The 25,416-nt window shown below is 71.7% G+C and carries 19 protein-coding genes; 7 read left to right on the top strand and 12 right to left on the bottom strand.

Annotation, left to right across the window (positions count from 1 at the left end; genetic code table 11):
* Positions 1 to 238: 238 nt before the first annotated feature.
* Together ASC56_RS05700 and ASC56_RS05695 are read left to right on the top strand one after the other, a co-directional pair.
* Positions 239 to 730, top strand: a complete 492-nt coding sequence (locus ASC56_RS05700) for a single-stranded DNA-binding protein (RefSeq protein WP_055490072.1) — start codon at positions 239 to 241, stop codon at positions 728 to 730.
* A 271-nt stretch (positions 731 to 1,001) separates the two neighbouring features.
* Positions 1,002 to 2,411, top strand: coding sequence for a Cys-Gln thioester bond-forming surface protein (locus ASC56_RS05695; protein ID WP_055490071.1), 1,410 nt, complete (start codon positions 1,002 to 1,004; stop codon positions 2,409 to 2,411).
* A 20-nt stretch (positions 2,412 to 2,431) separates the two neighbouring features.
* On the opposite strand, the gene ASC56_RS05690 is transcribed toward ASC56_RS05695, so the two are convergent.
* Positions 2,432 to 3,817, bottom strand: a complete 1,386-nt coding sequence (locus ASC56_RS05690) for an FAD-binding oxidoreductase (RefSeq protein ID WP_055490070.1) — start codon at positions 3,815 to 3,817, stop codon at positions 2,432 to 2,434.
* Between the two features lie 317 nt (positions 3,818 to 4,134).
* Here ASC56_RS05690 and ASC56_RS05685 point away from each other — a divergent pair, with 317 nt between their 5' ends.
* On the top strand, positions 4,135 to 5,322 hold the full coding sequence (locus ASC56_RS05685; RefSeq protein WP_063784927.1) for a PP2C family protein-serine/threonine phosphatase: 1,188 nt from the start codon (positions 4,135 to 4,137) through the stop codon (positions 5,320 to 5,322).
* A 122-nt stretch (positions 5,323 to 5,444) separates the two neighbouring features.
* On the opposite strand, the gene ASC56_RS05680 is transcribed toward ASC56_RS05685, so the two are convergent.
* Positions 5,445 to 7,169: a SpoIIE family protein phosphatase gene (locus tag ASC56_RS05680; protein ID WP_055490069.1), complete on the bottom strand. Its 1,725-nt coding sequence runs from the start codon at positions 7,167 to 7,169 to the stop codon at positions 5,445 to 5,447.
* A gap of 281 nt (positions 7,170 to 7,450) precedes the next feature.
* On the opposite strand from ASC56_RS05680, the gene ettA reads away from it, so the two are divergent.
* The 3 genes from ettA to ASC56_RS05665 are packed head-to-tail and all read left to right on the top strand — an operon-like array spanning position 7,451 to position 10,208.
* Entirely contained in the window at positions 7,451 to 9,115 is a 1,665-nt protein-coding gene (gene ettA, locus ASC56_RS05675; protein ID WP_055490068.1) for an energy-dependent translational throttle protein EttA, read from the top strand.
* 2 nt (positions 9,116 to 9,117) lie between these two features.
* Positions 9,118 to 9,525, top strand: coding sequence for a thioesterase family protein (locus ASC56_RS05670; protein ID WP_055490067.1), 408 nt, complete (start codon positions 9,118 to 9,120; stop codon positions 9,523 to 9,525).
* Complete coding sequence (locus ASC56_RS05665; protein ID WP_055490066.1) at positions 9,522 to 10,208, top strand: hypothetical protein; 687 nt, start codon at positions 9,522 to 9,524, stop codon at positions 10,206 to 10,208. The genes ASC56_RS05670 and ASC56_RS05665 overlap by 4 nt, the downstream gene beginning before the upstream one ends.
* Positions 10,209 to 10,390: 182 nt before the next feature.
* Here ASC56_RS05665 and ASC56_RS05660 read toward each other — a convergent pair whose 3' ends face one another.
* Complete coding sequence (locus ASC56_RS05660; protein ID WP_055490065.1) at positions 10,391 to 10,804, bottom strand: globin; 414 nt, start codon at positions 10,802 to 10,804, stop codon at positions 10,391 to 10,393.
* A 112-nt stretch (positions 10,805 to 10,916) separates the two neighbouring features.
* Between ASC56_RS05660 and ASC56_RS05655 the strand changes: the two genes are divergently transcribed.
* The gene (locus tag ASC56_RS05655; RefSeq protein ID WP_055490064.1) at positions 10,917 to 11,897 is read left to right on the top strand and encodes a methyltransferase domain-containing protein; all 981 of its coding nucleotides are present in this window, start codon (positions 10,917 to 10,919) and stop codon (positions 11,895 to 11,897) included.
* Positions 11,898 to 12,030: 133 nt separating this feature from the next.
* Here the strand turns inward: ASC56_RS05655 and ASC56_RS05650 are convergent, their stop codons facing one another.
* From ASC56_RS05650 to ASC56_RS05610, 9 genes are all read right to left on the bottom strand, one after another.
* Positions 12,031 to 13,413, bottom strand: coding sequence for an FHA domain-containing protein (locus ASC56_RS05650; RefSeq protein WP_055490063.1), 1,383 nt, complete (start codon positions 13,411 to 13,413; stop codon positions 12,031 to 12,033).
* A 93-nt stretch (positions 13,414 to 13,506) separates the two neighbouring features.
* Positions 13,507 to 14,853, bottom strand: a complete 1,347-nt coding sequence (locus ASC56_RS05645; RefSeq protein WP_055490062.1) for a VWA domain-containing protein — start codon at positions 14,851 to 14,853, stop codon at positions 13,507 to 13,509.
* 118 nt (positions 14,854 to 14,971) lie between these two features.
* Entirely contained in the window at positions 14,972 to 16,366 is a 1,395-nt protein-coding gene (locus ASC56_RS05640) for a PP2C family serine/threonine-protein phosphatase (RefSeq protein ID WP_079102303.1), read from the bottom strand.
* A 3-nt stretch (positions 16,367 to 16,369) separates the two neighbouring features.
* Positions 16,370 to 19,021 (bottom strand): serine/threonine-protein kinase, encoded by a 2,652-nt coding sequence (locus tag ASC56_RS05635; RefSeq protein WP_055490060.1) that lies wholly within the window; start codon positions 19,019 to 19,021, stop codon positions 16,370 to 16,372.
* Positions 19,018 to 20,340 (bottom strand): hypothetical protein, encoded by a 1,323-nt coding sequence (locus ASC56_RS05630; RefSeq protein ID WP_055490059.1) that lies wholly within the window; start codon positions 20,338 to 20,340, stop codon positions 19,018 to 19,020. Before ASC56_RS05630 ends, ASC56_RS05635 begins: the two co-directional genes overlap by 4 nt.
* A 104-nt stretch (positions 20,341 to 20,444) precedes the next feature.
* The gene (locus ASC56_RS05625; RefSeq protein ID WP_055490058.1) at positions 20,445 to 21,449 is read right to left on the bottom strand and encodes a glutamate ABC transporter substrate-binding protein; all 1,005 of its coding nucleotides are present in this window, start codon (positions 21,447 to 21,449) and stop codon (positions 20,445 to 20,447) included.
* 14 nt (positions 21,450 to 21,463) lie between these two features.
* Complete coding sequence (locus ASC56_RS05620) at positions 21,464 to 22,915, bottom strand: hypothetical protein (protein WP_055490057.1); 1,452 nt, start codon at positions 22,913 to 22,915, stop codon at positions 21,464 to 21,466.
* Positions 22,916 to 23,188: 273 nt separating this feature from the next.
* Positions 23,189 to 24,160, bottom strand: a complete 972-nt coding sequence (locus tag ASC56_RS05615; RefSeq protein ID WP_055490056.1) for an N-acetylglucosamine kinase — start codon at positions 24,158 to 24,160, stop codon at positions 23,189 to 23,191.
* Positions 24,151 to 25,416, bottom strand: coding sequence for a 6-phospho-beta-glucosidase (locus ASC56_RS05610; RefSeq protein ID WP_055490055.1), 1,266 nt, complete (start codon positions 25,414 to 25,416; stop codon positions 24,151 to 24,153). The genes ASC56_RS05615 and ASC56_RS05610 overlap by 10 nt, the downstream gene beginning before the upstream one ends.

The raw sequence follows: 25,416 nt of genomic DNA, 5'->3' as shown, positions 1-25,416 counted from the left end.
AGGGGCGGAGGCACTCGTTCGGGTGGCGGACTTGTCCACAACCGGGCGGTAGCACACCGCGCTCAGCGGGCTCGGCCCGACGGAGGCAGTCTGATCTCGCGGCGACCGCGGTGCATGCGGCCGCCGACCGGCGGCGGCACGCGACAGGGCGTGACCGCCGCGGCAGACGCAGCCGTACGGGACGGGCCTGTACGCGTTCCGTCCCCGCGCGAGAGCCGGGGCGAGGGAGGGGTTTCGCATGAACGAGACGACTGTGTGCGTGGTCGGCAACGTCGCCACCCAGCCGGTGTACCGGGAATCGCCGACGGGTCCGACGGCACGCTTCCGGCTTGCGGTGACGGCGCGGTATCTGGACCGCGAGAAGAACACGTGGACGGATGGACACACGAACTTCTTCACGGTGTGGGCCAGGCGCTCCCTGGCCACGAACGTCGCCGCGTCCGTGGCGGTGGGCGATCCGCTCGTCGTCCAGGGGCGGCTGAAGGTGCGGACCGAGCAGCGGGACGGGCAGGGCTGGCTGTCGGCGGACCTCGACGCGGCGGCGATTGGCCACGACCTGTCGCGCGGCACGTCCGCCTTCCGACGGTCCTCACGGCCCGAGGCGCCCAGCGGAGCACCACCGCAGCCGGAGCCCAACTGGGGCACAGATCCGATGAGTCGGGCCGACGAGGCGGAGCAGACCGATACGGCCACAGCCCAACCGCACGGGGAGCCAGCGGGAGTGACGTGACGTCAGCCCGTTCGCCCGGTCGTGGCTGAACTGTCGCTTATCGCCGAGTGTGGTGGTCCACGCCCGAACGGTCCGCATGTATTTGCCGATAAGCGCAGCTCACAGGCTGTGTAAGCGATAACGATTCCGAGTCGGATCGGTTATCGGATGACATCACCGGGGAGAGGGGTGCGCCGCTTCCTTAGGATGCCGGGCGTAGCTCCAGAGGCTTCTGATTCTGCTGGTGGGACCGCACCCCCACGTCAACGGGTCCTGCTCGAAGGGGAATTCTGTGTTTTCTGCGTTCTCTGCGTCGTCCGCGCACAGGCGAGGGGCCGCCCGCCTCGCCGCCGCGACGCTGGTGTCCGGACTCGTCGCGGCGAGCCTGCTGGCCACCGCGGGTGTGGCGGTCGCCGACGGGACACCGCAGAGCGAGGGGGGAGCGACCGCGACCATGGGCGACCTCAAGACGTACGGGGCCGCCGTCATCCACGCCGGCGGCAAGGACGAGCAGGTGCCCGCGGGCTTGTTCGAGATGTCCGTCGACAACGGCGGCACCCTGCAGACGTACTGCGTCGATGTCCACAACCCGACGCAGAAGGACGCCAAGTACCACGAGACGTCCTGGAGCGGCACCTCTCTGAACGGCGGCAAGAGCGCCGGCAAGATCCGCTGGATCCTGCGCAACTCCTACCCGCAGGTCAACGACCTGGCCGCGCTGGCGGCCCGGGCCGGCGCCGCGGGCCTCACCGAGCAGGACGCGGCGGCCGGCACGCAGGTGGCGATCTGGCGATACTCGGACGGCGCCGACGTGGACGCCGTCAACCCCCAGGCGGAGAAGCTCGCGGACTACCTGGAGAAGCACGCCCAGAACCTTCCGGAACCCGCCGCGTCCCTGACCCTCGACCCGCCCGCCGTCTCGGGCCACCCCGGCGAGCGGCTCGGCCCGGTCACCGTGCACACCGACGCGGACAGCGTGTCGGTGACGCCACCGACGGACGCGGCGACGAGCGGAGTCAAGGTCGTCGACAAGGACGGCAGGAAGCTCACATCCGCGGTCGACGGCAGCCGGATCTACTTCGAGGTGCCGAAGAAGGCGCAGGACGGTTCGGCCGAGCTGACGGTGCGGGCGTCGACCACCGTGCCGGTGGGCCGGGCCTTCGTCTCCGAGACCCGCAGCCAGACCCAGATACTCGCCGGCTCCAGCGAGTCCACCGTCTCGGCGACGGCGACGGCCAACTGGGCCGCAACGGGCGCGATACCCGCGCTGTCCGCCGAGAAGGACTGCGCCAAGGGTGGCGTGGACATCACAGCCGTGAACAAGGGCAACGCACCGTTCACGTTCGCGCTGATGGGCGCCGAGCACACCATCCCGGCCGGGGCGTCGCAGACGGTGACGATCCCGTTGCAGGAGGACCAGGCGTACGACTTCACGATCAAGGGGCCGGGCGGCTACGCGAGGTGGTTCAAGGGCGTCCTCGACTGCAGGACCGAGAGCCGTTCGGCCGGCCTGTCGCCCCAGACGCTCGGTGAGCCCAGCCCGGCCACGGTCGGCGGCACGGCGGCCGCGGACACCAACCTCGCGCAGACGGGCGCCTCGAACGCGACCCCGATCATCGCGGGCACGGCCATCGGCCTGGTCCTGATCGGTGGTGCGGCCCTCGTCCTGGTCCGCAAGAAGCAGATGCCGACCGAGGACTGAACAGCGAACGCCGCCCGTCGTCACGATCGGGCGTCATCCGGTGACAGATAGGAGTAGAAGATGCCGTCGGGGTCGTATCGCGCCCTGAGGCTCTGCAGGCGCTGCCAGTGGTCCGGGGCGAAGGACCGACGGACGCGGGACGGATCGGCGGTGAGGTCGGCCTCGGCGATGTAGTGCCCGGTACCGAGCGGCTCGACCGACTGCATGGCTTCACGCAGCCAGCCGATGTTGGCGGCGTCCTGGCGGGGGTCGTCCCAGACGGCGTAGGGGACCACGTAGCTCTCTCCGAGCGCCGAGAAGGCCATGTCATGGGCATCTGGCGCCGGCCGGCCCGCGGGCAGGACCGGTGCGAGGATCAGCGACCTGCTCGACGGTGCCGTGTCGATCGCGTCGGCGAGGCGTTGGAGCAGCGTGGGGAAGCCGGCATCGGACCACAGCGTGTCCGCCGCGTAGCGGTGCTCGGGGGGCCATGCGGCGCCGGAGCCCTCGTACAGGGCCTCGAACGTCGTCGGCTCGTCCAGTTCCCGGGAGAGGGCGCGTTGGGCGAGAGGGCAGGACCGGAGCGGTCCGAGGTACTCGTCGGCTTCCTGCCGCGACGAGGCGAAGGCGGTCCCGGTCACGGTCACCACCTTGGGACCCGGACTCGTGCCGGGTTCCGCCGTGGCGAGGCAGAAGCTCAACTCCACGTCCGGGGGGAGCTCCGAGGCGGCCCCGGTGGCCCAGTGCGTCGCCTCGGCGACGTCCGCGAGCGGGAAGTTCCAGGTGGTCCTCGTGATCGCGGTGGGACGTGGATACAGCCTGAGGCGGAAGGCGGTGACCGCGGCGAAGAAGCCGGGACCCGCTCCCCGCGCAGCCCAGAACAGGTCGGGGTGCTCGCGCTCGCTGCAGGTGACCGGCTCGCCGTCCGCGGTGACGGCCTCGATCTCCATCACGTCGGCACAGGCCGGGCCGCGGACGCCGGGATTCCAGCCGAGCCCTCCGCTGAGGAGGTATCCGCCGACGGCGACCGAGCCGCAGTGGCCCGTGGGAAAGGCCAGCCCATGACGGCCGAGTTCCGAGATGAGCTCCCGGCCGGTGAGCCCGGGCTGCACCGTCGCCGTGGCCGAGGCAGCGTCGACGGTGCACGTGCGGAGTCCGGACAGATCGATGAGCATGCCGCCGTCGCGCAGCGGGGACCCGCACCAGCTGTGTCCCCCCGAGCGCAGGGCGATCCGGAGTCCCTGGGACCGGGCGAGGCGGACCGCCTCCGCCACGTCATGGGCGGTGGCCGGGCGAACGATGACGTCCGGGAACCGTGCCGGCGTGAGCCCGCTCCACACCGCGCTCCTGCGCAGGTCCTCGTATCCGGGGTCGTCCCGCCGTACCAGCGTTCCCCCGAGACCGCGAGTCCGCGTGTGCCGGCTCATCACCCGTTGCTCCTCGCCTCACCATTCCCTTGCTCGTCACATGCCCCGCAGGGCCGACAAGGTGCGCCCTCGGGACGGAGAGATCGGGGGGAATGCCGTTGTGGACGACGCTGAAGAGGCGTTGTTCGGCGACGAGTCAGAGACGGCAGAGCAGGGCGGTCCGTCGTGGGCGCTCCGCTGGGCGTCAGTTCCGATTGGTCAGCTTTGGTCATAGTTTCACCCATGATCTCCGCGGAAGGTGCAGAGTGGGGACTGTGAGTGTCAGGCGGCGTCTCGCGGACCTGTGGCAGCCGTGGCAACCAGGCCACGAGCTGGTCATGATTCCGCTGGCGCTGATCATCGCGGTCACCGTCGTGGACGTCCTGACCCCCACCCACATCCATCTCGGCCCGTTGCTGGTCGTCGCTCCCGCCCTGACGCCGTCGTTCGCCGGCCCGCGACTCACTGCGCTCGTCGGCGGGCTGGCCGTGCTCGCTCAAGTGGTCATAGCCGCGCTGCGGGGCGGGTTCACCCTCAATCACCAGGTGCAGATCGTCACCCTGGCGTTCATGTCGGCCCTGATCGTGATCTATTCCGGCCAGCGTCACCGGCGCATGCGCCAACTCGAACAGGTGCGGTCGGTGTCCGAGGCCACACAGCACGTGGTGCTGCGGCCGCTGCCCCATCGGCTGGGCCCGCTGCGCATCGCCTCCAGTTATCTCGCCGCCGAGGAAGAGGCACAGATCGGCGGGGACCTCTACGCGGCGACACGCACCGACTTCCGCACCCGCCTGATCATCGGTGATGTGCGGGGCAAAGGTCTGACCGCCATCAGTGACGCCTCGGCGCTGATGGGTGCCTTCCGGGAAGCCGCCCACCGGTGTGCCACGATCCTCGAACTGGCCGACGCCCTGGAGAGAAGCGTCCGCAGACACCTGGAGGAGTACACCGACGACCCCGACGCGGACGAGAGGGGGGAGCACTTCGTCACCGCCCTGATGCTGGACATCCCCGACCATGACCCGTCGGTGCAGATGGCCAACTGCGGGCACCCTCCGCCCCTGCAGCTGCACAAGAAGGGCATGACGATCCTGCACCCGCGCCGACCCGAGCCCCCACTGGGCATGTGCACTCTCGCGCGGACCGGTCTCACCGTCGACGCCTACACCTTCGACAGCCATGACACGCTCCTCCTCTACACCGACGGCGTGATCGAGGCCCGGTCCCCCGACGGATCCTTCTATCCCCTCACCGAACGCGTCTCCCAGTGGGCCGACTGCGGCCCCGAAGCCCTCCTGCAACACATCCGCGAGGACCTGCTGGACCATGTCGGAGGGCGCCTGGAGGACGATGCCGCCTTGGTGGTGATCCAACGCTCGCCCACAATGCTGCCCACTCACCACCTGAGGGACCACCGCGTCGACGGCAACCGTCAGGGGGCCGAGGGGACACCGTCTGAAGGCGCGACGACGCCGACGCGCAGCGGCGGACAAGTGCGGATCGCCGCGGACCATCGCCGCAGGTGAGAGACGCAGTCGGCCAAGGTCGAGCGCCCGACCAGGTTGCATCGGGACGAAGAGGTCACGAGCACGTGGAACGGCCGTGAGGCGTCTCCGTGGAACGGCCGCGAGGCGCCCTCGTGTCGACGCTATGGCGCGGGGTCGGGTGCACGCACTGCCAGGATGGCGACGTCGTCGTCGTTGTCGTGGGGACGGACCTGTTCCAGCAGGGCGTCGCTGAAGGACTCCAGGGGGCGGTGGGCGAGAGACGCGGCGTGCCGACGCAACCGGTGAAGTCCATGGTCGATGGAGTGGTGAGGCGATTCGACCAGGCCATCGGTGTAGAGCAAGAGCGTGGCCTTGGGCGGCAGGACGGTGACGGCATCGGGCCGAGGCCTGGTGACGCCCGTCCCGAGCAGTATGCCGTGAGCATCGTTGAGGTAGCGGGTCTGGCCGTCGTGGGCGACCAGCAGTGGTGGTGGGTGGCCGGCGTTCGTCCAGTGCAGTTGCCACAGCCCCTCGTCCCCGACGCTGATCCGGGCCAGGATCATGGTCGCCATCGGTACCTCGGCTATGTGCATCACGGCATCGTCCAGCCGGGTGACGATGGCGCTGGGCGACTCGGGCTGGGACCACGCGAAGGCGCGCAGCATGTTGCGGATCTGCGCCATACCGGCCGCGGCGTCGAGATCGTGTCCGACGACGTCACCGATGGCCAGTGCATGGGCGCCATCGGTCAGGGGAAAGGCGTCGTACCAGTCCCCGCCGACGTAGGAGGCGTGAGGAGCGGGCACGTACCGGGCCGTCATCTCCAGCCCGGGGACCATGGGGAGCTGGGGTAGCAGGTGGCGCTGCATGGTCTCGGCGACTTTGCGCTGGCGCTGGTAGAGGCGCGCGTTGTCCAGGGCCAGGCCGGCCCGGCGGGTGAGGTCCTCCAGCAGCGCCAGGTCGGCGGCGGTGAAGACGTCGCGACGCTGTGATCGTCCCAGGGTCAGGGCACCGAGCACGTCTCGCAGACCGCGAATGGGCGCGATGGCAGCGGAGTGCATGCCCGTCTCGGCGAACAGGCGGCGTTGCTCGACCGCTATGCCCGAATCGGGTGGGCCCTGATAGGTGGAGGGGCCGGCAACGGCGGAGGCGGCGCCGCGCAGAGCCCGCGACAGAGGCATCGGGGACTCCTCGGGCACCGGCGGCATGGGGCCCTTCAGGTCATGGCGCTCGACAAGGACGCCGTCCTTGTGGCTCATGACCAAAGCACGCCGTACCTCGTCCCTCTCGGTGAGCAGGTCGAACACCGCCCAGTCCGCCAGCAGGGGCACGGTCAGGGCCGCCAGCCGGCGCAGCGCCTCCTCCACATCCAGGGTCGACGTGAGCTGTGTGGTCGTCTCCGCCAGCAGGGCCAGGCGTTCGAGTTCCGTCGGCGGTCTGGAGATCGAGTCCGTGTTCGGTCGCGGGGCCTGCTCCCTCTCGTAGAACAGCACCAGCGCGCCCGTCACACCCGCGCCGACGGCGTACGGGGTGATCAGCCAGGACAGATGGAGAAGAGTGCCGTCCCCGCAGGCGAAACACCCCGCGTCGCCATGCCGGGTGACTTCGGTGAGGAGCGCCTCTCTCATGTCGCAGCGGGTGCGGGGCAGTGGGTGCCCCTGGCTGTCCCGGTGCAGCAGGTCGTGAGCGTCCTGGCCGACGAGCTCCGCGGCGCTTCTCCCCAACAGGATCCTGGCCCCGGCATTGGCCGCGACGATGAGCCCGTCGTGATCGACCACGAAGGCGCAGGCCTTCATGTCCTCCAGCGTGTCGCCGAGCAGGGAACCAGACCCTACCTGGTGACCGAACACAGGCAGAGCTGCCGTGCCGGGGTAGGCGGCGTCCATGTCCCTCCTCGGTGTAGACAACCGTGCACCAACCCCAGGAGCATTGCATGCGGGGACGTGAGACGCCCAGGACCGCTGGGCCGCCGGGTCGTCCGTGGGCCGTGCGAGGCCGCCCGAGGCCGACCGACGACGACGCGAAGTGACGGTCGAGTCACCGTCACCAGCAGTGAAACCGCAGGTCAGAGCCTCCGAGCCTAACGGGTTTCCGCCCAGGGGTGGCGGTACGGCAAGATGGGGTGTATCTGCCCACTGCCAGATTTCAAGCTGCCGGACGGTTTCTCTTGGCTGAGTTCATTTACACCATGCGCAAGGCGCGCAAGGCGCACGGCGACAAGGTGATTCTCGACGACGTCACCCTGAACTTCCTGCCGGGTGCGAAGATCGGCGTCGTCGGCCCGAACGGCGCCGGTAAGTCGACCGTCCTCAAGATCATGGCGGGGCTGGAACAGCCGTCGAACGGCGACGCGTTCCTCTCGCCCGGCTACAGCGTCGGCATCCTGCTCCAGGAGCCCCCGCTGAACGAGGAGAAGACGGTCCTGGAGAACGTCCAGGAGGGTGTCGCCGAGATCAAGGGCAAGCTCGACCGGTTCAACGAGATCGCCGAGCTCATGGCCACCGACTACTCGGACGCGCTCCTCGACGAGATGGGCAAGCTCCAGGAGGAGCTCGACCACGCCAACGCCTGGGACCTGGACGCGCAGCTGGAGCAGGCGATGGACGCCCTCGGCTGCCCGCCCGGTGACTGGCCCGTCACCACCCTCTCCGGTGGTGAGAAGCGCCGCGTCGCGCTGTGCAAGCTCCTGCTGGAGCAGCCCGACCTGCTGCTGCTCGACGAGCCCACCAACCACCTTGACGCGGAGTCCGTGAACTGGCTGGAGCAGCACCTCGCCAAGTACCCGGGCACCGTCGTGGCCATCACCCACGACCGCTACTTCCTGGACAACGTGGCCGAGTGGATCCTGGAGCTGGACCGCGGCCGTGCCTACCCGTACGAGGGCAACTACTCCACGTATCTGGAGACCAAGGCGACCCGCCTCAAGGTCGAGGGCCAGAAGGACGCCAAGCGCCAGAAGCGCCTCAAGGAGGAGCTGGAGTGGGTCCGCTCCAACGCCAAGGGGCGGCAGGCCAAGTCCAAGGCGCGTCTGGCCCGCTACGAGGAGATGGCCGCCGAGGCCGAGAAGATGCGGAAGCTGGACTTCGAGGAGATCCAGATCCCGCCGGGCCCGCGTCTGGGCAGTGTCGTGGTCGAGGTGGACAAGCTCAACAAGGCCTTCGGGGAGAAGGTTCTGGTCGAGGACCTCTCCTTCACGCTGCCGCGTAACGGCATCGTCGGTGTCATCGGTCCGAACGGCGCGGGCAAGACCACGCTGTTCAAGATGATCCAGGGCCTGGAGACGCCGGACTCCGGTGCGATCAAGGTCGGCGAGACCGTCAAGATCTCGTACGTCGACCAGAGCCGCGAGAACATCGACCCGAAGAAGTCGCTGTGGGAGGTCGTCTCCGACGGGCTCGACTACATCAACGTCGGTCAGGTCGAGATGCCGTCGCGTGCGTACGTCTCCGCGTTCGGCTTCAAGGGCCCGGACCAGCAGAAGCCGGCCGGTGTGCTCTCCGGCGGTGAGCGCAACCGCCTCAACCTGGCGCTCACCCTGAAGCAGGGCGGCAACCTGCTGCTCCTCGACGAGCCGACCAACGACCTGGACGTCGAGACGCTCTCGTCGCTGGAGAACGCGCTGCTGGACTTCCCCGGCTGCGCGGTGGTCGTCTCCCACGACCGGTGGTTCCTGGACCGCGTCGCCACGCACATCCTCGCGTACGAGGGCGACTCCAAGTGGTTCTGGTTCGAGGGCAACTTCGAGTCGTACGAGAAGAACAAGATCGAGCGGCTCGGCCCGGACGCGGCCCGTCCGCACCGTGCCACCTACAAGAAGCTGACCCGGGGCTGATCTTGCGGCACATCTACCGCTGCCCGCTGCGCTGGGCGGACATGGACGCATACGGCCACGTCAACAACGTGGTGTTCCTCCGCTACCTGGAGGAGGCCCGTATCGACTTCCTGTTCCGCCCGGACAAGGAGTTCAAGCAGGGGTCCGTGGTGGCGCGCCATGAGATCGACTACAAGCGGCAGTTGGTCCACCGACACGCGCCGGTGGACATCGAGCTGTGGGTCACGGAGATCAAGGCGGCGTCCTTCACGCTCGCCTACGAGGTCAAGGACCCGGGCCAGGTCTACGTCCGGGCCTCCACGGTGATCGTGCCGTTCGACTTCGAGACGCAGCGTCCGCGTCGGATCACCGCGGAGGAACGGGAGTTCCTGCAGGAGTACAGGGACGAGGAGGAGGCCGTCGCCGCATGACGGTGCTCCATCTCGCCGACGACGGGGAGGCGGCGGACCTGGCCGCCTTCCTCTCCCGGCTGATCCACTACGACCGCGGCGCCGCGGTGCGTCTGCAGTCGACCGGCACGATGCTGGCGGTGTTCGGGCGTCCGCCGTCGTTCGAGGTGCTCGCGGTCCGTGCGGTGCGGCTCGCCAAGCCGTACGAGAACGGGCTGGACGTCGGGCTCGACGTGACCGTCTCGGCCGGTGAACTCCTGGAGTCCGTGGACGAGTCGGCGGCCACGGCCACCGTTCCCGCGGCCGTCACCGGACCGCCGTGGGCGGGGGTACTTCCGCCGCGCGGCGGCTGGCGCCCGGAGCCGGGACTGCCCGCGCCCGATGCCCTTCGGTCGACCGTGGCGGCGGCGGTGGCCGAGTTCCGGTCGCGCACGGAGGAGTTGGCGCCCGAGCAGCGGACGCGGGACGCACTCGACCGGATCGGCAGGGACATCTGGTCCCGCGCGGTGGGCGAGACGGCGCTTCCGGTGCGGGCCGCGCACGCGGCGCAGTCGCTCGGCTTCCTGCGCCCCGCCCGGCGGACGTCCGGCGACGAGCCGCTCGGACTGTTCTCGTCGGGCTCCTGGCTCAGGCTGCGCACGCCGTACGGCTCGATCGCCGTACGCCGGGCGGGCCTCGGCGTCCTGGACGTCAGCGTCCGCTGACGGAACACTCCGCCGACGGTTCGTGGGGCCAACGGAAGTCCATGGTTCTCGTGGTACTGCCACCTCGCATGGGGCTGCCGTTTCACATGGGACCGCCGCCTCGTATGGGGCTGCCGGTCCCCATGTGCACCACCGCCCCCGGACGCGCAGCCCTATGTGCTCGCCGACGGACTCCTACGCGCTCATTCCGGGGTGTTCACCATCGACTGGGCCGCGTACGTCAGGTAGTTCCACAGCGTGGTCTCGTGTTCCTCGGAGAGGCCGAGTTCGTCCACGGCGACGCGCATGTGCCTCAGCCAGGCGTCATGAGCGGCCCGGTTCACGGTGAACGGGGCGTGGCGCATGCGCAGGCGGGGGTGGCCGCGGTTCTGGCTGTACGTCGTCGGGCCGCCCCAGTACTGGATCAGGAACAGGGTGAGGCGCTCCTCGGCCGGCCCCAGGTCCTCCTCCGGGTACATGGGCCGCAGGATCGGGTCCTCGGCGACTCCCTCGTAGAAACGATGCACGAGGCGGCGGAAGGTCTCCTCACCGCCGACCTGCTCGTAGAAGGTCTGCTCCTGAAGCGTGCCGCGCCGAATCTCTTTCACATGCTCCATGGTCTCAGACGCGACGGCCGAGGTCTCAAGGCTGAGCGGATCCCGTGGGCACACCGCTGCCCGGCGCACGGCGTGCTCGCCCCAGGGCCGCCTTCCGCCGCACAGTGGAGGTATGACCGCGCATGCTCTCGATCATGATCTGGAGAACCTCGCCACGTCGGCGCGAGCGGATCTCGTGCGGGAGATCGACGCGAGCCGGGCCTGGGACGCCGATCCCGTCTGGCGGGAGGCGTTTCAGGCGGTGCCGCGCCATCTCTTCGTGCCGTACTACTACATCGGCGTCGTCGGCGGCTACGAGCGCAGATGGGACGGCGACCCCGATCCACGGCGCCGGGAGCAGTGGCTGCGCGGCGCGTACGCGGACGCCCCGCTGGCCACCCTGATGCGCGACGGCCGACTGGTCTCCTCCAGCAGCCAGCCGTCACTGATGGCGCAGATGCTGGCCGAGCTGGAGGTCGAGGACGGCAACGCCGTCCTGGAGATCGGCGCCGGCACGGGCTACAACGCGGCCCTGCTCGCCCACCGCCTCGGCGACGACCTGGTCACCACCATCGACCTCGACCCGGAGATCACCGAGGCCGCCCGGCAGCACCTGGCGGCCGCGGGATACCACCCGACCGTGGTCACGGGTGACGGCGCGCGGGGTGTACCGGAGCGCGCCCCCTTCGACCGGATCATCGCCACCTGCACACTGAGCTCGATCCCGGACGCCTGGCCGGCGCAGTGCAATCCGGGCGCGCGCATCCTCGCGCCGTTCGCGTCCGGGCTGATCGCGCTGCGGGTCCGGGACGCCGGTCACGCCGAGGGGCGCTTCCTGCACACGCCCGCCTATTTCGTGCCGCTGCGCGGCGGCACCCGGACCGAGCCGGAGCCTCAGGACCTGGGCGGGCTGCCGCACCGGGCCCGCGGCCACGAGCTGTTCCGGTTCCTGCTGGCGCTGACGCAGCGCAGCCTCGACCCGTACGAGGCGTACCAGCTGTGGGAGCGCGAACAGCGGCCCGCGCGCGAACGGTTCGGGATCACGGTCAGCGGCGACCGCTCCTGGTCCTGGCTGGACGACCCGAAGGGGCCGTACGCCTGGCCGCTGCCGTGACGGCCCGGCCGGCACGAGTGGGGACGTGGACGGACGTGCATGTGGCCGCGTACGCGTACGAGGACCCATGGGGCGTCCCGCGCGCGTACGCGGACCCATGGGGCGTCCCGCGCGCGTACGCGGACCGTGGTGCTCAGCCCCGGCGGATCGTGATCGTCGTCCACGCGCCCACGTGCACCCGGTCCCCGTCCTGCAGGGGCACCGGGACGAAGGGCTGGATGGGCTCCTCGCCGCCGTTGACCGTGGTGCCGTTGGTGGAGTTCTGGTCGACGACCGCCCAGGAGCCGTCCTGCTGCTGGACCAGGACCGCGTGCTGGTGCGAGACGCCCGGATCCTCCGGCGGCACCGACAGGTCGATGTCGGGGGTGTCGCCGGTGGAGTGGCGACGGCGCCCGATGGTGACCTGGTTTCCGGTGAGCGCCCGCTGCTGCTCCGGGGAGTACGCCGGCAGGTTCAGGCCCGCGGCCTCGGGCCCGGAGCGCTGCATCATCGCCATGAAGTACTCGCGGTCCGGGCCGATGGTCGCGGTCCAGGTCGCCGGCTGCTGCTCGTAGGGGCGGGGCGGCGCCTGGGTGGAACCGGGCTGCGGATAGCCGTACCCACCGCCCTGACCGCCACCGGGGCCGCCGGGCGCACCCGGACCTCCGGGACCTCCGGGACCTCCGGGACCGCCGGGTGTGCCGGTCGCCTGGGCGGACGACGGAGGCGAGATGACCCAGTCGTCGCCACCTTCGCCGAAGGAGGGACCGCCGGACCGCGGCGGGGGCGGCGGGAAGCCCTGGGTGGGCGGCGGGGGAGGCGGGCCGGGCCGCTGGTACGCGGCGGGCGGAGCGCCCTGCTGGAAGGACGGGGCACCGCTCTGTGGGCCGCCGCCGGGACCACCAGGACCGCCGGACGGGGGCCCGGGCGGCGGAGGAACCGGACGCGACGGATCCCCGCCGAAGTGGGGACGCGAGGGGTCGGCCCCGAAGCCGGACGGGCGCGCGGGGTCCTGCCCGAAGCCCGTCGGCCCCGACGGCTCGCTGCCGAACGGCGGGCCCGGCGGAATCGGTTCCGCGGGCCGGTTCACCTGCGACGGCCGGGAGCTCTGGTAGTCGTAGGAGTCGGGGCCGGTCGTGGTCTGCCCGCCCTGCTGGAAGCGCAGCGCCGGGTTCGGCGCGGGCGGGCGCGGTGCGGCGGGGGTGTACGAGGTCGCCGTGTTGGTCAGGAAGTTCCACCGGCACTCCTCGCAGAACGGGGCGCCGCCCTCGCGGGGCGTGCGGCACTGCGGGCAGAGTTCCGGCTCGGGGTCGGGCACGGCGGAGTGCGGCCGTCCCCCGGGAGGACCGCCGGGAAGACCCCCGGGAGGACCCCCGGCACCCGGAGGCGGTGGGGGCGAACCCGGCGGCGGATAGCCGTAACCGGCGGTCGGCGGTGGTGGTGGAGGCGGCGGGGGCACGGCACCGGCCATACGGTGACCGCAGACCTCGCACCAGTCGTCGGAACCCGACTGGTGTCCGTTCGGGCAGGTCGGCATGTCGGCGCTTCCCCCTCTCCTTCTCCGGTCGCTGCGACCGGCGTGGTTCTCCAACCCCGTTGGGTCGGGCTCGCTGCTGTCAGGACTTCCAGGTCACTTCTTTACACGAACAGTCTTTGTGGACCGTGTTTCGAGCGTCATCTCGTCGGCCTCCGCGACCTTCGCCTTCAGTCGCACAGTACCTGCCGCGGCGTCGACCACGTCCACCACCTTCGCAAGCAGTTTCGCAGTATCCGCGTTCCCCGACGCGCTGGCGAGCTGAACGGCCCGCCCCAGCTTGGCCGTTGCCCCGTCGACATCGCCCGCTTTGCGGAGATCCAGGCCCTGCTGGATGGCTTGTGCCAGTTCGGCCTGGCCCGTGTAGTGGGCCACTTGGGGGTTGATCGACGTGGACGCCGCCATGTCGTCGGTCCACACCGCCCGTACGAGCCCCTGGGCGCCGAGGTTCTCGGCGCTGCCGTCGCCCCGCGGAATCACCAGGGAGACACGGGCGGCCAGCATCTCCTGCCCGATGTTCGCGGGTGAGACCTGGACGCACACGTGGTAGTCGCGGGACTCGTCGCCCCAGGAGCCGGTCGGGTAGTCCCCGGCGCGCGGTCCCGCCTCGACCCGACGGTCGGTCAGCTCCTCGACCGCGGGCGCCACCTGCTTGACGAACTTGATCTCGGTGCCCACGGGCGTCCACAGCCGCAGTGAGACGTCCGCCACCTCCTTGCCCATGGCCGTCTCCATCATCTGTGTGAAGTCGGCGGCGAGGGCGGCCGGGTCGGCGACGATGTCGGCGGTGCCGAGCAGCGCGGAGGCGATCCCCGTGACCTCCTTGACCTCCCAGTCGGTGCCCACTCCACGCGCGTCACACGTGAAACGGCCCGCACAGGCGTCCAGCGTGGCCTTCAGGTCCTCGGGCGACTCGTGTTCGTTGCGACCGTCGGTGAGCAGGATGCCGTGCCGGATCGAGACGTCCGCCGAGGACAGCAGCCGGTCGGCAAGGCGCAGCCAGGTGCCGATCGCGGTGCCGCCGCCCGCGCTCAGTCTGCGCAGCGCCTGCTTGGCCTGGTCGCGGGTGGTCGGGTCGGCGACGGCGAGCCGGCCGCCGCCCGGGTAGACCTCCTTGGCCACATGGGTACCGCCGATCACCGCGAAGTGCACGCCGTCGCGCAGGGTGTCGATGGCCGCGGCCGTCGCCTCGCGCGCGTTGCGCATCTTGGTCGGCGGGTAGTCCATCGATCCCGAGCAGTCCACCATGATCGCCACGGCCGCGCTCGGGCCCCGCCCCGGCGAGTGGACGTGGGGCGCCGCGACCGCGTTTCCGATCGTGCCGCCGCCGGTCGCAGTCACCGTCACGATGGCGTTGACCTCGCGCCCGCCCTCCGGCAGGTACTCGTTCTGGTAGACGTCCATCGAGAACTGCGGCACGTTCGACTTCGAGAAATTGGCCATGCCTTCTCTGATCCCCCTCAAGACCCCCAGCGCTGTGGGGTGGTGACTGGTTGCGGACCGGTCCCCTCCGGTCCTTGGTCCGGCCTCGGCCGGCGACGGGCGCGTCCGGGGGCGCGCCTCACGCGGATCCTGCCCCCTGCGGCGCGGCCGGGAACGGCAGGACCGCCACTGTTACGTTGTCGTGGCCCCCGCCGTCCAGGGCGTGGCCCACCAGCACGCGGGCGGCGTGCAGTGGCCGCCGCTCGGCGTCGGGCGGCACCACCTCGGCCATCTCCTCGGCGGCCTCGGCGTAGTTCCACAGCCCGTCCGTGCACACCACCACCACACCCGGCCGGTCCGGCTTGAAGGAAGCGGTGTGCGGCTCCAGTTCGTACGCGTCCGCGCCGAGCCAGCCCGTGATCGCGTGGGCGCGCTCGTCGGCGTAGGCCTGGGCTTCGCTCATCAGACCCGCGGCCACCATCTGCGCGGCCCACGAGTCGTCCTCGGTGAGCCGGGCCGGGGGAGCGCCGCGGTCCACCGGGACCCAGTAGGCGCGGCTGTCGCCGACCCAGCCGACGACCAGCAGGCCGGCGGTGACGACCGCGCCGACGAGGGTGCAGGCGGGCGCGTTCTGGTGCGGGGCGTGTTCCTTGGCCGTCTCCGGCTCCGTGGCCAGCGCGTTGACGGCGTGCGAGGCGGCGACGATCGCGTCGTACATGGCCTGCTGGGGATGGGTGCCCCGGGGCAGGGCCTCCAGCAGCGCCTCGTTCGCGGTCCGGGCGGCGGCGAGGGAGGCGTCGTCGGGACGGGTCGCCGAGGAGACGCCGTCGCACACGATCGCGACGACGGCGGGCGAGCCGTCCGGCAGCGCGGCCGTGGCGACCGCGAACGCGTCCTCGTTGCGGTGGTGGCGCAGGCCCCGGTCGCTGACCGCGGCGACCGTGCCCGACTCCTGCTCCATGTGGTCGCGTTCGCGCGGCTGGGCATGACCGCAGTTCTCGCAGTAGCCGTCGGTGTCCACGTTGCCCGCGCGACAGGCCACGCAGACCTTGGTGCCGGCGGGAGGCGTCGGCGGGGCGGCGGTGCGTGGGTCGACGGGCCGGGACGGGTGCCCCCCGTGCGCGAGCGGAGCCGACAGCTCGGGGGACGCCAGGTGGTAGTCGTCGGGCTCCGGCGGACGGTCGAACCGTACGCCCTTGGATGCGGCCCCGGCGGTGTGCGCGGCCGGGGCGGCGGGCGCGCCGGACAGTTCGGAGCCGCCCGAGTCCGTGCCCGGGATGTCGGTCGGCAGGTGCACCGCGGCGGGCGCGCCCGGGCCGCCCGGCGCGGGGGCGGCCGGCCAGTGCACCGGGTCCGTCTCCGAACGGGGGTGCGGCGCCCTGCCGTTCATGGTCAGCGTCGGGGCGTCCGGCGGAGGGGCGGGCACCACCGACAGGTCGTACCCGCAGGCGCCGCAGAAGCGGTCGCCCGACTCCAGCGGCTCCTCACAACTGGGGCACCTCGACAGCGCCGTCGGCTGGGACATCTGGGACATCGATCACACCCACGTCCGGGGGCGGTAACGGTTGGCACGTTCCACCAGGTCGATCCTCTCCTCGCCGCCCTGGGCGAGTCTGGCCAGCGTCCGGTACGAGCGCTCCAGACCGAAGCGCAGGCCACGCTCGTCCAGGTCGCTGCCGAGCAGCGCCCGTCCGTTGTCACCGGGCGGCGCGGAGCCCTGGCTACCGGAGAGTACCCAGTCCAGGGCACAGCCGAGCACCTCTGTGGACAACTGCTCGCGCCGCACGGCGTCCAGGCCGTACGCCTCCAGCGCCTGGACCTGCCCCGCGGCGGCCACGAGGTCGTCCAGGAAGGCCGGGTCGGGGCCCGTGCGCTGCCGCAGCCGCGCCCGTACGGCGGCGACGCGGGCCGCGGTGTAGTGGATGGAGGCCTCCGGCACGGACTCCAGGGTGCGTACGGCGCCACGGCGGTCGCCCGTGGCGAGCTGGACACGGGCCAGGCCGAACGCCGAACCGACGTAGCTGGGATCGGTGCTCCAGACGAGGCCGTAGTACTCGGCCGCGTTGTCGAGCTGGCCGAGGACCTCGGCGCACACGCCGAGGGCGAGCTTCGGCGCGGGCTCGCCGGGGAAGGCGTCGTAGATCGCGTCGAAGGAGAGCGCGGCGGCCTCGTGGTCGCCGGTGACGAGGGCGGTGACACCGCGGTACCAGACGACCCGCCAGTCGTCGGGGTGGTCCGCCTCCAGGGCCGCGAGGGTCCGTCCGGCGCTGCCCGTGTCGCCCATTTCCAGCCGGGCCCGCAGCTCGCGCAGGCGCAGCTCCAGGGAGCTCGCAGGCGCGGCGCGCAGCGCGGCGATCAGCTCGGCCGGCGCGGACGTCAGCAGACCGGCCAGGAAGCCGGCGTTGGGGTCGCCGGGGTCGACACGCGGGACGGGCAGGGCGAGGGCGGCGGCGGGCGCGTCGACCGGCTTGACGACGGCCGACGTGCCGGGCGCACCGAGGGCCGCGCCGCCGGGAGCGTTCCAGGCCGTGCCAGCCCCTGCCGTCCAGCCGCCGCCCGGCGCCCCGGCCGCTGCGGGGCCGGCCACGGGCGCGGGCGCGAAACCACCCGCTGCGGACGGCAGATGGACGGGGCCGGAGCCGGAGCCCGCGGTGCCCGGCGTCGGGGGAAGCACGCCCCCGGCGGTTCCGCCCCGGCGGCGCGCCGACACCACCCTCGCCCCCAGTCGCGAGACTTCTCCGTCCAGCTTCGGGAACAACTCCGTGTCCGTCACCTTGACTTCCGGCCCGAACAACGTCGAGAGCGCGGGCCGCGGCCGGCCCGTCTGGACGGCGACCACCTCCCGCAGCACACCGGTCAGCTGCTCCGCCATCTCCTGCGCGGAGGCGAACCGGCGGGCCGGATCCGGGTCGGTGGCGCGGACCAGGAAGCGGTAGAAGGACTCGTAGCGGCGGAAGACCTCGATGGTGTCCGGATCGGGCAGGGAGTCCACGTAGACGTTCGTGTAGCCCTGGAAGTCGAAGGTGAGCACCGCGAGGGTGCGCGCCACCGTGTACAGGTCGCTCGCCACCGACGGGCCGGCCTCCGCGACCTCCGGCGCCTGGTAGCCCACCGTGCCGTAGATGGCCGACTCGTCGTCGTCCATCCTGCGCACCGCGCCCATGTCGATCAGCTTGAGCTGGTCCTCGGTCTGGATCGCGTTGTCGACCTTGAAGTCGCAGTACAGGAGGTTGCGGTTGTGCAGATGGCCGAGCGCCTCCAGCGCCTCGATGCCGTACGCGCACGCCTGCTCCACCGGCAGCGGATCCCGCTTCCCGTCCGGTGTGCGGCGGGAATTGGCGATCTCCTTCAGCGACTTGCCGCCGACGTACTCCATGACGATGTACCCGTCGAGCGAGCCGGTGCGCTGGTCGAGGTGCTCCACGAAGTTGTAGATGCGCACGATGTTGGAGTGCTCGATCTCCGCGAGGAAGCGCCGCTCGGAGATCGCCGCCGCCATCGCGTCCTGGTCGCCGGTGTCCAGCAGGCCCTTGAGGACCACCCACCGGTCGGAGACCGCGCGGTCCACCGCCAGGTAGATCCAGCCGAGCCCGCCGTGCGCGAGGCAGCCCACGACCTCGTACTGGCCGTGCACGATGTCCCCGGCGTGCAGCTTCGGCACGAACGAGTACGGGTGGCCGCACTTCGTGCAGAAGCCCTCCGTGCGTCCGGGCCGGTCGCCGCGCGCCCGTCCGACAGGGGCGCCGCAGTCGGAGCGCGAGCAGAACCGCTTGCGCTCGGGCACCTCGGGGTTGTCCAGCACCATCGCGCGCGGGTCGGGCCGCGGCACGTCCGGCACCTGGACCAGACCGAGGCCCAGACGGCTGCGCCCGGAGCTCCCGGACGCCGTACCCGAGCTGCGCACGGACACCGAGCGGCCGGTGGACTTCCCGGACAGCCGGCCCGACACCGACCGCCGGGACTGGGACGACCGCGACGACGTCCGCGAACTGGAGCGCGAGCTGCCGCTCCCCGAACCCCGGGAGCCCCTGCCGCCGGCGGTGATGCCCGTGGGCGCCGAGCCGACCATGCCGGACGCCGACACGACCGGCGCGAGCCCACACGTGTCGCAGTACAGCTCGCCGCCGCCCACGTCCTCGTACGATCCCTCGCAGTCCGGCCGCTGGCACGTCTGCCCCGACTGACTCATGCTTCCCCCCTCCGGTCGGCCGGCGCGGCCTGGCCGGGCACGCGCGGGCCGAGCAACTCCGCGGCCGCCTGCTGGTAGCGCAGCACCGCCTGTTCGGCGACTCTGAGGTCGCAGGGCGCGCTCCACAGCATGCGGCGGGCCGTGTCGTACCGCTCGACCAGCAGCGGGTCCTCCGCGAGGCCGTGCCGGGCGACCTTCGCCTTGTACGCGTCCAGGCGGCCGCGCAGCTCGGCGCGGACCGCGAGAGGCGCGGTGACCGCCGTCAACGACTCGCGTGCGCGCAGCAGTTCGTCCTCGGCCTTTTGCTCCAGGGACTCAAGGAGCGGTGAGAGACGGTGCCACTGGGCGTGTCTGCGGTACTCGGCGGCCGTCGCCAACTGCTCCTGCAGCGCGGTCGGCGGGCCGCTGACCGCGGGCACCTCCGAGGCGGCGATCTTCGCGAGGACCTCACCGCGCGCGCTGCGGGCCTCCGACAGGGTGCGGTCGGCGCGGCTGAGCAGATCGCGCAGCTTGACGATCCGCGTCTCCGCGTCCTGACGGACCGTCAGCACCGCGTCGATCTCCCGGCGCACGTCCTCCAGGGCGCGCGCCTCGCGGTCGTACGTCGTCATGTCCGGGCGGCCGCCTCCGGGCGCCGAACTCCCCTGTGCCGCGACCCAGTACGCCAGCGGATCGGAGATCACCTGTTCACGCAGCTTCGTCAGCGTGCGCGTGATGCGCTCCAGGTCGTCGCCCGCCGGGTGCTCCCCGGGGCGTACGCCCACGGAGTGCGCCAGCTGGCGGGTGCGCTTCAACTCCGCGGCCAGTAAATCGATCCGGGCGGGCAGTGCCGACCACACGGCGTCGGCGGCGACGACCATGTCGAGCGAGGACGCGTACAGCTCGTTCATCCGCTCCACGAGCTGCGCCAGGGTGAACTGCTCGCTGAGCCTGCCGGTGCCGGTGAGCGTCGGCGCGTTCGCCGTCGCCGTGGCGCTTCCCGCGACGGTGACGCTCGCGCCGCGCAGCAGTTCGGTCAGCTCGATCAGGTCCTCGCGGCTGGACCAGCGCCGCCGGGCGCGGATCTCGCGCGCGGTGCGCAGGGCGTCCGAGTAGGCGTCGAAGTACGCCCACAGCAGGGTGATCGACGCCTCCGCCGACGTCCAGCGCTCCTTGGTGACGCCCGTCAGCTCGGCGCCTTCCAGAAGTCTGCGGCCCGCGTGGTCCTGCAGGGCGAGCAGCGAGGTCTCTATGGCCTCGTGCTCCGCGCCGAGCCGCGCCAGCGCACGGTCCACCTCGTCCCGGTCCATCACCGGCCCGGTGGGTCCCGTGACGCCCATCGATCACCTCTCGCTCTCCTCGTGCCCTGTGCGCGTGTCCGGTGCGCCGGGGTAACTCTCCAGTGGTATCAGGTCGGTTGCGTCGGTTGTTGTGGTCGCGTCGGTCAGGAGGACGGCGGCAGCGACGACGCCGAGTCCGCGCCCAGCGTCTGGGACAGCCACTTGGCGTACGAGGCTCCCCAACCGCTTCTGCGGTAGTCCACGAGCACCTGGTTGACCCGGCGCACCAGATCCTGGGCCTGCTTGTTCATCGCCACCCCGTAGTACTCGGTCGTGAAGGGCTTCCCCTTGAGTTCGACGGTCGGGTCCTGGGCCGCCTGGCTCGCCGCGAGCGCACCGTCGGTGACGACGGCGTCGACCTCGCCGAGCTGCAGTTTCACCAGGCAGTCGAGCTGGTTGGGGACGGTGGTGGAGATGTCGGCGGACGCGGCGAGCCGGCCGGACTTCTTGTCCTCCGTCAGCTTGGTGTTGGCCGTCGACCCCTGGGCCGAGCAGATCCTGCTGCCGGCGAGCGACGTGTCGTAGCCCGTGATGCCGGACGCCTTCGGTGCCAGGACCTGCTGGCCGGTCGTGAAGTACGGGTCGGAGAAGGCGACTTCCGTCAGCCGGCTGCAGGTGATCGTCATGGTGCGCACCACCATGTCCACCTGCCCACTCTTGATGGCCGGGATGCGCTGGTTGGTGGGAATCGCATGGAAGCGGACGGCGTTCGGGTCGTGGAGGATCTGGCGGGCGATCTCGTGGGCGAGGTCGATGTCGAAGCCCTCCAGGTCGCTGCCCGGCGTGTTGGGGTCCCGGTAGCCCCAGCGGTAGCTGTTCTGGTCCACGCCCACCGACAGATAGCCGCGCTTCTTGATCGCCGCGACCGCCGGTCCGCTCTCGTCGGAGGACGGCGGCGGGCTCAGCCGCTCGGGGTGGTCGCCGCAGGAGTCGGCCTTCGCCTGCGTGCCCTCGGCGAGGCCCTGGCCGCCGGTGCCCGTGGAGCCGCCCCCGGACGCGCCGGTCAGCGGCAGCAGCAGCGCGAAGACCATGGTGAGGACGCAGGCGACCAGCATCGCGCCCACACCGCCCCAGCCCTTCAGGCTCGCCCTCAGGCGCCGCGCGTTCATCGCCCCTCCGCCTCTCACCGGTACTCCGAAAGCCTGCGCCCGATGCCCAGCACCGCACCCGCCGCGCCCAGCACCGCGAGGACCGCCGCGCCCACTGGGAGCCCGGTCAACGCGTCCCGGCCGGCGCCCGCCGCCTGCTGGAACCGGCCTTCCTCGTGGCCCAGCGCCTTCTTCAGGTTCGTGTCCACACCGTCGAAGCACTCGCCCGTCGGCTGGTCGGCCTTGGCGCCTATGATCTTCTTCAGCGCCGCCTGGTAGTTTCCGTCGTCGTCGGCGGCCCGCGCCTGCTTGTGGCGGTCCTGCCAGACCTTCATGTCGCCGGTCGCGGCGGACACGGGCTGCTTGCCCGCCTGGTCGTCGGCGAGGGACTCGGCCTGGGCGAGGCCGGCCGACAGCGTCTTCATCTCCTGCTGGAACGCGTAGTCGTACGCGTCCTCGACCCGCCCGTCGGGCAGCTTCTTGGTCTCGGCGCCACGGCTGACCAGCGTGAGGTTCTCGTTGCCGCGGGCGTTCAGGGAGGCGATGCGCGCGTCGTGCAGCGCGTTCAGCGAGCGGACGCCGTGCTCGTACGAGGAGTCGAGCCCGGCGCGGGCGACGCTGTGGCCGACGACCATCCACAGCAGGACGATCGCGGAGGCGGCCGTGGCGGCGACCAGGCCGTGGTTCAGCACCCGGTTGGTCCGCAGATAGTGACGCCGCTGCGCCCAGCCGAGGGCGGCCAGCGCGAGGACGCCGAGGACGAGCGCGAACCACGGATACGGGGTCGCGTTCGCGTAGTCGGCGCCCAGCCGCTGGTTCTCCGTGGTGTACAGCTCCTGCGCGGCCGGCAGCATCTCGTGCTGCATCTTCTCGTTCGCCGCCCGCAGATACGCGCCACCCACCGGGAAGCCCTGCCGGTTGTTGGCACGGGCCCGCTCGACCAGGCCCTTGTACTGCGGGAGCAGCTTGTTGAGCTTGGCGACGGTGGCCGCGGAGGCGGAGCCGGGCTCGGTGCCGGCGGCCGCTGTGACGAGCCCCGCGGCGGCGGTCTCGATGTCCTGCTCGTAGCGCCTGGTGGTCGCGGCGGGCTCCTGGCCGCCGGACAGGAAGCCGCTGGAGGCCGTCGTGTTGGCGTCCGCGAGGGAACGGTAGATGTCGGCGGCGCCCGCGCTGAGCGGCTGGCTGCTGTGCAGCACGTCGTCGGCCGCGGTGGAACGGTCGGACATCTGCCAGGCGCTGACGGCCCCGAACCCGACGACGAGGAGCGCGAGGACGGCGCCGAGGATGCGCAGCCTGCCGGGCTCGGTCACCGCGGCGGCCCGCAGCCGGTCGACGCCCTCGGCGAAGGCCGTGCGGCGCGGCGGGGCGGTGGCGGGGCGGCCCGGAGGCACGGGAGCCGGCCGTGCCGCCGGAATCGTGGACTGCGGTGGTACGGCCGGTCTCGTCGGTGTCGCCGGTGGCGCGCCACCCTGCTGCGGTTGTGTCACTTGACCTCCCCCATGGCCGTCCGTCGCTCACCTCCGCCCGAACGCGGGAGCCGGACGCAGGCGCACGGCGGCAAGTATCGCCGCCGAAGCCGACATCCGCACAGGGCCTTCGCGCGATCTTGATCGGATCGCAGCGTTCCGCCGACCGCCGGTGCCGCGTGCTGCCTCGTACCACCCCCACCCATGAAAACGCGACGCGCGGGTGTTCGGTTCCCGGTCGTGAGGTCGGAGGTGGGCGGCGGGCTTGGCCGCGGAGATCCGTCGGAAGGCCCCCTAGCCCTCGTACTGGGCCCGCACGCGGGTGTGGGCCTCCTGGGGGGCCCGTTGGTGGTCCAGGCCGAGGAGGGCCGCGCCGAGGACGGGGCGGGCGGTGACCACCCGGGGCACCGCCTTGGGGGCGCGGGCGGCCAGCAGTTCCCGCACGCGGTCGTCGAGTTGGGGGTGGCGGGCGGCCAGGATGCTGCCACCGAGCAGTACCGGGGTCTCCTCGTCGAGCAGGTCGAGCCGGGTCAGCGCGACCGTGGCCATGGCCACCACCTCCTCGGCCAGCCGGTCGACGATCGCACGCGCCACCGGATCGCCTTCCCCGGCCGTGGCGAACAGCACCGGCGTCAGCTCGTGGCGCCGGTCGTGCCCGATGTGCTCCAGGTGCAGCGCCTCGATGAGCGCGTACATGGAGTCGAGCCCGAAGTGCGCGGGCAGGGTGCGGGCCAGGGCGGTGGGGTCGCCCCGGCCGTCCTCGGCGCGGGCCGCCCACCACAGGGCCTCCTCCGCAAGGCCCCAACCGCCGCCCCAGTCACCGGAGATACGGCCGAGCGCGGGGAAGCGGGCGGTGCTGCCGTCGGGGCGCATGCCGACGCAGTTGATGCCGGCGCCGCACACGACCGCCACCCCCCGGGGTTCGGCGACGCCGGCCCGCAGGACGGCGAAGGTGTCGTTGCGCACCTCGACGGTCCCGCCCCACCCGCGCGCGTGCAGCGCGGCCGCCAACTGCTCCTCCTCCACCGGGAGGTCGGCGTTGGCGAGACAGGCGGAGACATGACCGGCCGAGGTGACCCCGGCCTTGGCGAAGGCCTGTTCGACGACCTCGGCCAGGGTGTTCAGGGCCCTCTCCACGCCCACGGACGGCGGCCGGAACCCCCCGCCCCGCGCGGCGGCGAGGACGTGGCCGTCGGCGGCCACGACGGCGACGTCGGTCTTGCTGTTGCCCGCGTCGATGGCGAGGACACTTGCGGTCAGGCCCACGCGAGGTGCTCCCGGTTGTGCGCGATCAACTGGTCGGTGAGGGTGTCGGCGTAGGCGTACTGGCCGATGAGGGGGTGGGCGAGCAGGGCCCGGAACACCCGGTCGCGGCCCCCGCGCAGCGCGGCCGAGAGGGCCAGCTCCTCGTACGCGGTCACGTTCGCCATCAGCCCCGCGTACAGCGGGTCCACTTCGGGCACGGGCAGGGGAGTCGGGCCGTGCGGTCCCACGGCGGCCTGCACCTCGATCACCGCGTCGTCCGGCAGGAAGGGCAGCGTGCCCTTGTTGTACGCGTTCACCACCTGGTACGGGGACCCGCCTCCGCCCAGCAGCGCGGCGGCGAGGTCGACGGCCGCCTCCGAGTAGTAGGCGCCGCCCCGCCGGGCGAGCAGCGCGGGCTTCTCGTCGAGCGCCGGGTCGCCGTACATCTGCAGCAACTGCCGTTCCATGGCAACCACTTCGGCGGCGCGCGAGGGCTTCGTGCGCAGCTCCCGCACGACCTCGTCGTGCGCGTAGTAGTAGCGCAGGTAGTACGAGGGGACCACGCCCAGCCGGTCGACCAGGGAGCGCGGCAGGTGCAGGTCGTCGGCGATCGCGTCGCCGTGCCGGGCGAGCAGCTTGGGCAGGACGTCCTCGCCCTCGGGGCCGCCCAGGCGCACACCTGTTTCCCAGGTGAGGTGGTTGAGGCCCACATGGTCGAGGTGCACATCGAGGGGCGCCACACCGAGCAGGGCGGCGAACTTGCGCTGGAAGCCGATCGCCACGTTGCACAGGCCCACCGCCCGGTGGCCCTCCTGGAGGAGGGCACGGGTGACGATGCCGACCGGGTTGGTGAAGTCGATGATCCAGGCCCGCGGATTGGCGCGGCGGACGCGTTCGGCGATGTCGAGGACGACCGGCACCGTGCGCAGCGCCTTGGCGAGACCGCCCGCGCCGGTCGTCTCCTGGCCGACGCAGCCGCACTCCAGCGGCCAGGTCTCGTCCTGCTCGCGCGCGGCCTGGCCGCCGACGCGCAGCTGGAGGAGCACCGCGTCGGCGCCCTCGACGCCCGCGTCCAGGTCGGAGGTGGTGACGATTCGGCCGCCGTGCCCCTGGCGCGCGAAGATGCGCCGGGCCAGCCCGCCCACCAGCTCGAGGCGCTCGGCGGCCGGATCGACGAGGACCAGCTCCTCCACCGGCAGGGCGTCCCTCAGCCGCGCGAATCCGTCGATGAGTTCGGGGGTGTAGGTCGACCCTCCGCCGACCACGGTGAGTTTCAT

The sequence above is a fragment of the Streptomyces sp. TP-A0356 genome (genome assembly GCF_001417775.1).
GTDB lineage: Bacteria > Actinomycetota > Actinomycetes > Streptomycetales > Streptomycetaceae > Streptomyces.
The sequence above is the reverse complement of the archived record's forward strand: the minus strand, read 5'-3'. Positions and strand labels throughout refer to the sequence as shown.

Bases quoted from the DNA above. Each gene is read 5' to 3' on its own strand.
- ASC56_RS05700 (WP_055490072.1), top strand. From the start codon at position 239: ATGAACGAGACGACTGTGTGCGTGGTCGGCAACGTCGCCACCCAGCCG.
- ASC56_RS05690 (WP_055490070.1), bottom strand. From the start codon at position 3,817: ATGAGCCGGCACACGCGGACTCGCGGTCTCGGGGGAACGCTGGTACGG.
- ASC56_RS05685 (WP_063784927.1), top strand. From the start codon at position 4,135: ATGATTCCGCTGGCGCTGATCATCGCGGTCACCGTCGTGGACGTCCTG.
- ASC56_RS05680 (WP_055490069.1), bottom strand. From the start codon at position 7,169: ATGGACGCCGCCTACCCCGGCACGGCAGCTCTGCCTGTGTTCGGTCAC.
- ASC56_RS05665 (WP_055490066.1), top strand. From the start codon at position 9,522: ATGACGGTGCTCCATCTCGCCGACGACGGGGAGGCGGCGGACCTGGCC.
- ASC56_RS05660 (WP_055490065.1), bottom strand. From the start codon at position 10,804: ATGGAGCATGTGAAAGAGATTCGGCGCGGCACGCTTCAGGAGCAGACC.
- ASC56_RS05655 (WP_055490064.1), top strand. From the start codon at position 10,917: ATGACCGCGCATGCTCTCGATCATGATCTGGAGAACCTCGCCACGTCG.
- ASC56_RS05650 (WP_055490063.1), bottom strand. From the start codon at position 13,413: ATGCCGACCTGCCCGAACGGACACCAGTCGGGTTCCGACGACTGGTGC.
- ASC56_RS05645 (WP_055490062.1), bottom strand. From the start codon at position 14,853: ATGGCCAATTTCTCGAAGTCGAACGTGCCGCAGTTCTCGATGGACGTC.
- ASC56_RS05640 (WP_079102303.1), bottom strand. From the start codon at position 16,366: ATGTCCCAGATGTCCCAGCCGACGGCGCTGTCGAGGTGCCCCAGTTGT.
- ASC56_RS05635 (WP_055490060.1), bottom strand. From the start codon at position 19,021: ATGAGTCAGTCGGGGCAGACGTGCCAGCGGCCGGACTGCGAGGGATCG.
- ASC56_RS05630 (WP_055490059.1), bottom strand. From the start codon at position 20,340: ATGGGCGTCACGGGACCCACCGGGCCGGTGATGGACCGGGACGAGGTG.
- ASC56_RS05625 (WP_055490058.1), bottom strand. From the start codon at position 21,449: ATGAACGCGCGGCGCCTGAGGGCGAGCCTGAAGGGCTGGGGCGGTGTG.
- ASC56_RS05610 (WP_055490055.1), bottom strand. From the start codon at position 25,416: ATGAAACTCACCGTGGTCGGCGGAGGGTCGACCTACACCCCCGAACTC.